This window comes from Streptomyces phaeofaciens, from assembly GCF_014648915.1.
Taxonomy (GTDB): Bacteria; Actinomycetota; Actinomycetes; order Streptomycetales; family Streptomycetaceae; genus Streptomyces; species Streptomyces phaeofaciens.
Genome location: NZ_BMSA01000002.1, coordinates 219,308 through 229,486, shown reverse-complemented (window position 1 = coordinate 229,486; position 10,179 = coordinate 219,308). Strand labels below are relative to the sequence as shown.

Here is a 10,179-nt window from a genome sequence, read left to right as displayed (position 1 = left end):
CGATAAATAGCTTGTTTCACAATTGACCTGCCGGTAACCGGACTTATCCGAACACCGGCTCACTTTTTCCGCTGGAACGCCCCCGCTCCAGGTACTGTTTCAGCCGCTCAGCGCGGTGCGCAGCCGTTCCGGATCGGTCGTCGGGGCGTCACAAGTGAAGTTACGGCAGACGTACGCGGTCGGTTCACCCTCACGCAACGGCCGATCGGCGAGCAACGGAAACTCGTCACCACCCGTGGCCCCGTAGGCGACGACCGCACCCGGCGCGGTGCCCAGAAGCGCCGTGCGGAGCAGGGTCCGCGCCGCCGGGTCGTCGAACGACTCGGCCACGACGGCGACTTCGCGCGGCCCGTCCAGCAGCGCCTCCGCGGCGGCGAGCCCCCAGCCGACGAACCGCGGCACGCGCGGACCGAGGGCCGTGACGACACCGAGCGCCTTCTCGGCGGCCGTGCGGTGGGGCTCGGAGCCGGTGTGAGCGGCGTAGCCCAGCAGCGCGGCGGCGGCGGCCGTCCAGCCGGAGGGGGCGGCGTTGTCGGTCGGGTCCTGCGGCCGGCGGATGAGCCGCTCGGCGTCGGAGGCGGTGTCGAACAGCGCGCCGGACTCCGGGTCGGTGAACCGCGCGAGCACATGGTCGAGCAGGAACCCGGCGAATTCCAGCCAGACCCCCTCCCCGGTCACCGAGGCCAGCGCGAGGAACCCCTCGGCGACATCGCCGTAGTCCTCCAGCACCCCCGCGTTGGCGCCGATGTGCCCGTCCTTGCTGGTGCGGGAGAGCCTCGCCTGGTCGTCGAGGTGCAGCCGGACCAGGAGATCGGCGGCGCCGACCGCGGCCTCGACGAGATCCGGCCGGTCGAAGTAGGCGCCGGTCTCGGCGAGCGCGGCGACCGCGAGCCCGTTCCAGGCGGCCACGACCTTGTCGTCCCGGCCCGGCGCCGCGCGCCCGGCCCGGCGGGCCAGCAGCCGCTCCTTGACGCCGGCGATCCGCTCGGCGTCGAACACACCCTCGTGCTGCGGAAGTTGCAGGACCGAGGCGCCGTGCTCGAAGGTGCCCTCCTCGGTGACGCCGAAGTAGTGCGCGGCGAGCTTCGCGTCGTCCTCGCCGAGCGTCTCCGTCAGCTGCGCGGGCGTCCAGACGTAGTAGGCGCCCTCCACGTGCCTGCCGGTCCCGTCGTCGCTGTCGGCGTCGAGCGCGGAGGCGAACCCGCCCTCGGCTGTGCGCAGTTCCCGCACCATGAAGTCGGCCGTCTCCAGCGCGACCCGGCGGGCGAGCTCGGAGCCCGTCGCCCGCCAGAGATGGGCATAGACCCGGCAGAGCAGCGCATTGTCGTACAGCATCTTCTCGAAGTGCGGCACGATCCAGTCACGGTCGACCGAGTAGCGGGCGAAGCCGCCGCCGAGCTGGTCGTAGATCCCGCCCCGGGCCATCCGCTCACAGGTGTCCCGGGCCATCTGCAGCGCGCCCTCGCCACCGGTGCGCGCATGATGCCGCAGCAGGAACTCGACCACCATGGACGGCGGGAACTTCGGCGCCCCGCCGAACCCGCCGCGCTGCGCGTCGTACTCCCGGGTCAGCCCCAGCAGCGCCTGCGCCTGCTCCTGCTCCCCCGGCGGACGGCCGTCCCCGTACGAGATCTCCCGCCCGGCCAGATCCCGCACGATCTTCCCCGCCACCTCGGCGACCTCCTCCCGCCGCCCGGACCAGGCCTGCTCCACCCCCTCCAGCACCTGCCGGAAGGACGGCATGCCGTGCCGGGGAGCGGGCGGGAAGTAGGTACCGAAGTAGAACGGCTCGGCGTCGGGCGTGAGGAACACCGTCATCGGCCACCCGCCCTGACCGGTGGCCGCCTGCACGGCCTCCATGTAGACGGCGTCCACGTCCGGGCGCTCCTCCCGGTCCACCTTGACGTTCACGAAATGCGCGTTCAGCTGGTCGGCGGTCTCCCGGTCCTCGAACGACTCGTGCGCCATCACATGGCACCAGTGACAGCTGGAGTACCCGACGCTCAGCAGCACCGGCACGTCCCGCCGGCGCGCCTCCGCGAAAGCCTCCTCCGACCAGGGCCACCAGTCGACCGGGTTGTCGGCGTGCTGAAGGAGATACGGGGACGTCTCATGGGCCAGTCGGTTCGGCATGGGTCCATCCTGCCGCAGGACCCCGCCCGTCACGCGGCAGGCGCCTTGCCGCCCGCCGTGATCTCCCGGCGACCGGAGCCCGTCCGCACCCTCGCGCCACGCGGCCCCTGCGCCGCACACTTGAGCGACCAACGCTGTGACCGCCGGAGGGGGACGGGGACATGCGGGACGGGGACATGCGGGACAGCCACAAGGCGGAAGCCGAACGGTTGCTGGCACGGGCCGTGGAGGAAGAGGTACGGCGCTCGGGCGGCCGCACCGACCGGCAGGCACTGCTCACCCGGGCCCGCGGCGCGCTGGACGCGATGGCGCAGACCGCGGGCGAGGAGTACCGGGCGTACACCCGCGCCCTGGACGAGGCCGAGGCCGGACGGGTCAGCTTCGGGCAACGGTACGCACGGGAAGGAGGACGGGCACCGATGCTGGTCGCGGGGGTCGCCGCCCTGACCACCGCCGTCGCCGACCTGGCCCTGGGCACCGGCCCCGGAACGGCACTCGGCGCCGGGCTGGCCGTCGGGGTCGTCGGCGCCGCGACGACCGTGGTCAAGGTCGCGGGCTCACATCTGCCGGCCGCCCACCACCGCGCCGGCGAGGCCGGACGGCCCGGCGGCGCCGAACAGTTGCGGCTCCGGTGGCTGACCGCGCTGGAGGTCCGGGGCATCCGGCCGTTCCTGGACCAGCAGCGCGTCCTGAGCGCGAGCACCGGCCCGAAGAAACGGCCCGGACCACAACTGCGCGGCGCCGACAAGAGCGCGGCGGCACGCGGACGGTCGGTCCTCGATCAGTCCTTCGGCCAACTCCCCGAACCCGTCGGACCGTTCGCCGGGCGCCGCACCGAACTGGCGCGGATCCGGCAGTGGGTGCAGGCCGCCCGGGCCGGCACCCACACCCGGCCGGCGGTCGTCGTCCTGCACGGCCCGCCCGGCAGCGGCCGCAGCGCGCTCGCCGTACGGGCCGCGCGGGATCTGCGGGACCAGTTCCGCGGCGCCTGCGTGGTCGACCTGCGCGGCGACAACGCGCAGGAGGGACCGCTCGCCACCCGGGACGCGCTGCTGCACCTGCTGAACCGGCTCGGCGCCCCCCGCGAACAGCTGCTCTTCCGGGAACGCTCGTCCCCCGACCAGCAGGTCAAACGGCTCGGCGAGCTGTACCAGCAGCATCTCAGCGGACTGCCGGTCACGGTGATCCTGGACGACGCCTCCGACCCGGAGCAGGTGCGCGCGCTGATCCCGGAGCGCTCCGACAGCCTGGTCCTCGTGACGGCCCGCAGCCCGCTCGCCCTCCCCGCCGATCTGTCCGCCCGGGTGCACGAACTCCCGGTGAGCCCCCTGGAGGCGGCCGGCGCCGAGGAACTGCTCCGCACGGCGGCACAGGACACCTCCGGGCCCTACGACGCCGAGTCCGCCGACCGGATCCGGGAGCTGTGCGGCGGACTGCCGCTGGCGCTGCGCATCGCGGGGTCCTCGCTGGGCCCGCGCTCCGCGCGCACTCTGGCCTCGGACCTCGCGGCGTACGGCCCCGTGGAGCCCGTCGAACGCGCACTGTGGCTGCGCTACACCGACCAGCCCGAGCCGGCCCGCCGGCTGCTGCGCCGGCTCGCGCTCGCCGGCCGGGCCTCGCTCGGCGCGGCGGCCGCCGCCGCGCTGCTCGCCACCGACCGCGACGACGCCACCCGGCATCTCGCGGCGCTCGCCGACGCCGGGCTCGTCGACCGCGTGCGCGGCGACCGCTACCGCCTGCACGACCTGGTCCGCGCCTTCGCACAGGCCCGCCTCCTGGACGAGGAGGAGCAGGGCGAACGCACGGCGGCCCAGGAGCGGCTGATCGTCAGCCACGCCGAGCTGGCCGACTCCGTCCTGCGCCTGGTCGACGGGAACATGTCCACCCGCTCCGACCGCTTCACCCCGCACGGCTTCACCTCCCTGGACGAGGCGCTGCGCTGGCTGGACGACGAGTCGAGCTTCATCACGGCGACCCTGCGCCAGGCCGAGGGCGTGCACCAGGGGGCCGTACTGAGCCTGCTGGGCGCCCTGTGCGACTACTGCCTGCTGCGCGGCGACCTCTACCGCCTCGGCGAGATCAACGAACTGGCCCAGTCGGTCGGCCAGGACCTGCTGGTCCGCTCCGTGCAGTGGCGCACCGGCATCGCCGCCCGCCAGCTGGGCGAACTCGACAAGGCCCGCACGACACTCAGCTCGGTCGTCGACCTGTACCTCCAGGCCCATCACGACGCCGGCGCGGCGCGCGCCCTGTGCTCGCTGGGCATCACCCTGCACCACCAGGGCAACCTCACGGAGGCGGCGGCCAGACTGCGGGAGGCACTGGACCTCCAGGCCGCACCCGAGCTGGCCACCGACCGGGCCTGGACGATGCACGCGCTGGCCGCCGTCGAACGGGACCGGGCCCGGCTGTCGGAGGCCCTGGACCTCCTCACCCGCTCCCTGATCCTGCACCGCGAGGGCGGCTCCCTGCACGGCGAGGCCTGGGCCCACTTCCAGCTGGGCCAGCTGAACCTGCGCCGCGGCGACGTCCCGCGGGCGGAGGCCGAGCTGCGCAGCGCCCTCGATCTGTACGGCCGCACCCGCGACGCCCGCGGCGAGGCATGGGCCCTGACCCAGCTCGCGCGGGCCCGGATGGTCGCCGGGGACTCCTCGGCGGCGGTGACGGGCCTGCGCACGGCGGCCGGGCGGCACCGCGACAACGAGGACGCGCGCGGTGAGGCCTGGACCGTGTACTACCTGGGCCTGGCCCTGGAGGAGACCGGCGACCTCGACCACGCGGTCCGTGAACTGGAACGCTCCCGGTCGCTGTTCTCCCGGATGCGGGACGTCTACGGCCTGGCCTGCGCCCGGCACCACTCGGCGCGGGTCACCCGGGACCAGCGCGCGGCGCAGACCGGCTCACTGCGCAACTCCGGCTTCGCCCGGCAGCTCCTCGTCGACGCCCGCACCGACTTCCAGCGCATCGGGGTCGCCCACGGCGAGGCCTGGACCTGCCTGGAACTCGCGATCGTCGAGGCGGGCAACGGCCGCACCCCCCAGGCACTGGCACTGTGCGACGAGGCGACCGCCCTCTTCACCTCCTACGGCGACCGCCGCGGCGAGGACTGGGCCCGCTTCCTGCGCTGCACGCTGCTGCCGTACGCGGCGCAGGGCGGTGTGGAGGCGGGGACGGCGTCCGCCCAGGAGGAACTGACCCGGCTCGGCGCCTCGGGCCATCCCCTGCGCGACACCCGCCTGAGCGAGTGCGTCGCGGCGTACGGGGTGCTGCTGGAGCGGGGTGTACGCCCGGAGGCGGGCTGGCAGGCATGGCGCCTGGGCATGGTGCCGGGGCGGCACGGGCGGGAGGTGATGGGCGTGGTGGTGGACGCGGCGTAGGGCGGGCGGGGGCAACCGCGGAACGGGGGCGCTGCGGAGGCCGATGGCGCCGGGGGCTGCGGAGGCCGACGGGACGGGGGCTGCGGAGGCCGACGGGACGGGGGCAGGGGCGGGCCGTTCGCCCTTCCCCTGCCCTCCGCGCCCCTGCCGGTCAGCCGTTCGCCGGGGAGGCCTTGCCCTGGGTGCCCGTGCCGCTCGTGCCGGCCGTGCCGCCGGCGGACGCCGGGGCGGAGCCCGGGGTGTCCTCGTCGGCCGGGGTCTCCTCGAAGGAGACCTTGCCCATGTGCTTGCTCATGGACTTCATCAGGGCCCACACCGCCAGGGCCATCGCCGCGAACACGATGAAGCCGAGGACGCCGGGGGTGACCTTGTTCTCGTCGACCTCCTTGGCGAGGGGGACGAGATGCGTCATTGCCAGGCTCACGCTTGCGCTCATGTCAGGCATTGTCGCGGATGCCCGCAAAGAGGTCGTCCTCGGGGAGGGAGGTGTCCACGAGGGTCTTCGCCAGCTCGTACTCCTCCGTCGGCCAGACCGCCTTCTGGATCTCCATCGGGACCTTGAACCAACCGCCGTCGGGGTCGATCTGCGTGGCGTGCGCGATGAGCGCCTTGTCACGGATCTCGTAGAACTCGGCGCACGGAACGTGCGTGGTCAGCGTGCGCTCGACCCGCTCGAACTCGTCCCAGCGCTTGAGCCAGTCCCCGTAGGGCGACTCCAGGCCCCGGTCGAGCATCGCCTGGTGCAGCGCCTCGGTGCGGGGACGGTTGAAGCCCTGGTTGTAGTACAGCTTCAGCGGCCGGTACGCCGGGCCGAACTCCGCCTCGGGGTACTTCTCGGTGTCGTCCGCCGCCTCGAAGGCCACCATCGAGATCTTGTGGGTCATGATGTGGTCGGGGTGCGGGTAGCCGCCGTTCTCGTCGTAGGTGGTGATCACCTGGGGACGGAAGGCACGGATCTGCCTGACCAGCTCGCCGGCCGCCTTGTCGACGTCCTCCAGGGCGAAGCAGCCCTCGGGCAGCGGCGGCAGCGGGTCGCCCTCGGGCAGCCCCGAGTCGACGAAACCGAGCCACTCCTGCTTGACGCCGAGGATCTCGCGAGCCTCGTCCATCTCCTTCTTGCGTACCTCGTGGATGTGCTCCTCGATGTACTTGTCGTGCTGAAGCTTGGGATTGAGGATGGAGCCGCGCTCCCCGCCCGTGCAGGTCACGACCAGCACGTCCACCCCCTCGGACACGTACTTCGCCATGGTGGCCGCGCCCTTGCTCGACTCGTCGTCGGGGTGCGCGTGGACGGCCATCAGTCGCAGCTGGTCAGTCAAGACTCAATCCTCGGTAAGTCGGCGCCCGGTGTGAACCGGCGCAATCGCAGGCTTCTATAGTGACCGAACCGGGGGGCGAATAATTCCGGGGTCCGAAGCGGGCGGCCCGTTTTCGGTCCTGCGCCCACCCCCGCCGGACGCCCGGCCCGGGTCTGCCGAGAGGACGATCATGAGTACGGCGAGCACGCGACTGCCCGAGGGTCGTTACGGCCGTGCCTCGGACGAGCGCGCCGACCGCAGACTCAAGATCGCCGGCGCCGTGCTGGGCGCGTTCCTGCTGGCCCTGATCGGTTACTTCGCCTACCACTACGTCGGCCAGAACAAGATCAGCGCCGAGGTGATCACCTTCGAGGCGACCTCGGACGACGCGGTACGGGTCCACCTCGAGGTCCGCAAGGACGCCGGGGCGAGCGGCTACTGCACGGTGCGCTCGCAGGCCGCGAACGGCGCCGAGGTGGGCCGGGCGGACTTCCGCTTCTCCGGTACGGACACGCGCATCGACAAGGTCGTCACGCTCCGTACGACGGCTCTGGGGACGACGGCGGAGCTGCTCGGCTGCCACGCCGGCTGACGGGGCTCGAACCTCCACAATGCGTACACGCTGACCTGCGTCGACGTAATTCTGGTGGCTTATGTCCTCCCCCTTCGCCCGCTGAATTGTTAGGCTCGTGGTTTCGCCCATCCCCTGAGGAACATGCTTGAGGGTAGGGCGATGCTTTGTATTCCCAGTACCGACGAGGAGCACCTGTGACCCAGACCAGCGAGTCCGTCACCTGGCTGACCCAGGAGGCGTACAACAAGCTCAAGGTCGAGCTTGAGTACCTTACTGGTCCTGCGCGCACGGAGATCGCCGCCAAGATCGCGGCCGCGCGCGAGGAGGGCGACCTCCGCGAGAACGGTGGGTACCACGCGGCCAAGGAGGAGCAGGGCAAGCAGGAGCTTCGTGTGCGCCAGCTGACCCAGCTTCTCGAGAACGCCAAGGTCGGCGAGGCTCCGGCCTCCGCGGACGGTGCCGTGGCGCCCGGCATGGTCGTGACGATCGCCTTCGACGGTGACGAGGACGACACGATGACCTTCCTGTTGGCCTCGCGCGAGTACGCGAGCGCCGACGTCGAGACCTACTCGCCGCAGTCCCCGCTGGGCACCGGCGTGATCGGTCACAAGGTCGGAGAGGACGCGGAGTACGAACTGCCGAACGGCAAGAAGGCCTCCGTGCGCATCCTCAAGGCCGAGCCCTACAACGGCTGAGCCCCTTTCCCCTTCCTTCGACGTGCCCCCGGCGCCCGTGCCGCCGGGGGCTTCGTCATGTCCGCGGCCGTGTCATGCGGCCGCCGAGCGGTACTTGCGGACCGCGAGCGTCCGGAAGATCAGGACGATCAGCACCGAGTAGATCAGCGAGGCCCACACCGGGTGCTCCATGGGCCAGGCGTCGGAGGCCGACTGGCCGGGGTTGGCGAAGAGGACCCGGCAGGCCTGGACGGTGGCGCTGAAGGGGTTCCACTCCGCGATGTGGCGCAGCCAGGGCGTCATGTTGCTGGTGTCCACGAACGCGTTGGATATGAAGGTCACCGGGAAGAGCCAGATCAGTCCGCCGGAGGTGGCCGCCTCGGGGGTGCGCACGCTCAGGCCGATGAGGGCGCCGATCCAGGTGAACGCGTAGCCCAGCAGAAGCAGCAGGCCGAAGGCGCCCAGCACCCGGAAGGCGTTGGTGTCGCCGTTGGAGCCGACCCGCCAGCCGACCAGGAGGGCGACGCCGGCCAGGACGAGCAGGGTGAGCGCGGTCTGCACGAGGTCGGCGAGGGTGCGGCCGGTCAGTACGGCGCCGCGGGCCATGGGAAGGGAGCGGAAGCGGTCGATGAGGCCCTTGTGCATGTCGTCGGCGATGCCCGCGCCGGCTCCCGCGGTGGCGAAGGTGACGGTCTGCGCGAAGATCCCCGCCATGAGGAAGTTCGTGTAGTCGGTGGAGCTGGTGCTCCCGCCGATGTCCATCGACCCGCCGAACACATAGGTGAAGAGCACCACGAACATGATGGGCTGGATGAGCCCGAAGATCACCATTTCGGGAATCCGGCTCATGCGGATCAGATTCCTGCGGGCGACGACCAGGGAGTCGCGCACGGACTGCCCGATGGAGCCGCCGGGGGCGGGGGCCGTGCCCCGCACGGCGTCGGTGAGGGTGCTCATGCCGCGGCCTCCTTGCCGTTCTCCTCGTTGCTCCTCAGCTCGGCCACGTGTCCGGTCAGGGACAGGAAGACGTCGTCGAGGGTGGGGCGGCGCAGTCCGATGTCGTCTATCTCTATGCCGCGGGTGTCCAGCTCCCGGATGACCTCGGCGAGGAGCTTCGCGCCGCCGGTGACGGGCACGGTGAGTTTGCGGGTGTGTTCCTCGACGGTGGTGTCGCCCTTGCCGAAGCCGGCGAGCACCTCGCGGGCCGTGGCGATGTGCTCGCGCTCGTGCACGACGACCTCGACGCGCTCGCCGCCGGTCTGGGCCTTGAGCTGGTCGGAGGTGCCGCGGGCGATGACGCGGCCGTGGTCGACGACCGCGATGTCGTGCGCGAGGTGGTCGGCCTCCTCGAGGTACTGGGTGGTGAGCAGCAGCGTCGTACCGCCGGAGACGAGTCGCTTGATCACGTCCCACAGCAGCTGGCGGTTGCGCGGGTCGAGGCCGGTCGTCGGTTCGTCCATGAACATCACGGGCGGGGAGACCACCAGGGCGGCGGCCAGGTCGAGGCGGCGGCGCATGCCGCCGGAGTAGGTCTTGGCGGGACGGTCGGCGGCGTCCGCGAGGTCGAACTGGTCGAGCAGCTCGGCGGCCCGCGCCTTCGCCGGCTTCGCCTTCATCTGGTAGAGCTGTCCGACCATCTGGAGGTTCTCGCGGCCGGTGAGGTATTCGTCGACCGCGGCGAACTGGCCGGAGAGGCCGATGGAGCGGCGCACCTCGTTGGGGTGCTTGAGGACGTCGAGGCCGGCGACCTCGGCGCGGCCGCGGTCGGGGCGCAGGAGGGTGGTCAGGCAGCGGACCGTGGTGGTCTTGCCCGCGCCGTTGGGCCCGAGCAGGCCGAGGACGGTGCCCTCCGGGACGTCGAGGTCGACGCCGTCCAGAGCCTTTACGTCGCCGAAGGTCTTCACCAGGCCTTCGGCGTAGATGGCGCCTGGCATATGAGTCTCCACGTCGTTGGGGATTCTTTGAGAGCCTAGGTTTGTACTTTTCGATCCGCCCGGTGGATGGCACGGGAGCGGGAGGCGGGTGCGGTGACAGGTGCGCCGAGAGATGTCACGGGACCACGGGTCGAGTGACACGAGACACACCATAACGCGATGTATCGCGTCTCTCAATGCTCTTTCTCG

8 protein-coding genes are annotated in these 10,179 nt (G+C 71.7%); 3 read left to right on the top strand and 5 right to left on the bottom strand.

The features are described 5' to 3' along the window. Positions 1 to 99 precede the first annotated feature (99 nt). Positions 100 to 2,133 carry a thioredoxin domain-containing protein gene (locus IE275_RS04550; protein WP_189707774.1) on the bottom strand — a complete coding sequence of 678 codons (2,034 nt, stop codon included), beginning with the start codon at positions 2,131 to 2,133 and terminating at the stop codon, positions 100 to 102. Positions 2,134 to 2,309: 176 nt separating this feature from the next. Between IE275_RS04550 and IE275_RS04545 the strand changes: the two genes are divergently transcribed. Then, entirely contained in the window at positions 2,310 to 5,510 is a 3,201-nt protein-coding gene (locus IE275_RS04545; protein WP_189708688.1) for a tetratricopeptide repeat protein, read from the top strand. A 151-nt stretch (positions 5,511 to 5,661) separates the two neighbouring features. On the opposite strand, the gene IE275_RS04540 is transcribed toward IE275_RS04545, so the two are convergent. Further along, the gene (locus IE275_RS04540; protein WP_189707771.1) at positions 5,662 to 5,955 is read right to left on the bottom strand and encodes a hypothetical protein; all 294 of its coding nucleotides are present in this window, start codon (positions 5,953 to 5,955) and stop codon (positions 5,662 to 5,664) included. Continuing rightward, positions 5,948 to 6,829: a mycothiol conjugate amidase Mca gene (gene mca / locus IE275_RS04535; protein ID WP_189707769.1), complete on the bottom strand. Its 882-nt coding sequence runs from the start codon at positions 6,827 to 6,829 to the stop codon at positions 5,948 to 5,950. Before mca ends, IE275_RS04540 begins: the two co-directional genes overlap by 8 nt. Positions 6,830 to 6,998: 169 nt before the next feature. Here mca and IE275_RS04530 point away from each other — a divergent pair, with 169 nt between their 5' ends. Together IE275_RS04530 and greA are read left to right on the top strand one after the other, a co-directional pair. After that, positions 6,999 to 7,400: a DUF4307 domain-containing protein gene (locus IE275_RS04530; RefSeq protein ID WP_189707767.1), complete on the top strand. Its 402-nt coding sequence runs from the start codon at positions 6,999 to 7,001 to the stop codon at positions 7,398 to 7,400. Positions 7,401 to 7,576: 176 nt separating this feature from the next. Further along, positions 7,577 to 8,077: a transcription elongation factor GreA gene (greA, locus tag IE275_RS04525; protein ID WP_189707765.1), complete on the top strand. Its 501-nt coding sequence runs from the start codon at positions 7,577 to 7,579 to the stop codon at positions 8,075 to 8,077. A gap of 72 nt (positions 8,078 to 8,149) precedes the next feature. Here greA and IE275_RS04520 read toward each other — a convergent pair whose 3' ends face one another. Continuing rightward, entirely contained in the window at positions 8,150 to 9,013 is an 864-nt protein-coding gene (locus IE275_RS04520) for an ABC transporter permease (protein ID WP_189707763.1), read from the bottom strand. Beyond that, a complete protein-coding gene (locus IE275_RS04515) occupies positions 9,010 to 9,990 on the bottom strand; it encodes an ATP-binding cassette domain-containing protein (protein ID WP_189707761.1) in 981 nt (326 codons plus the stop codon). The genes IE275_RS04520 and IE275_RS04515 overlap by 4 nt, the downstream gene beginning before the upstream one ends. Between the last annotated feature and the right edge of the window lie 189 nt (positions 9,991 to 10,179).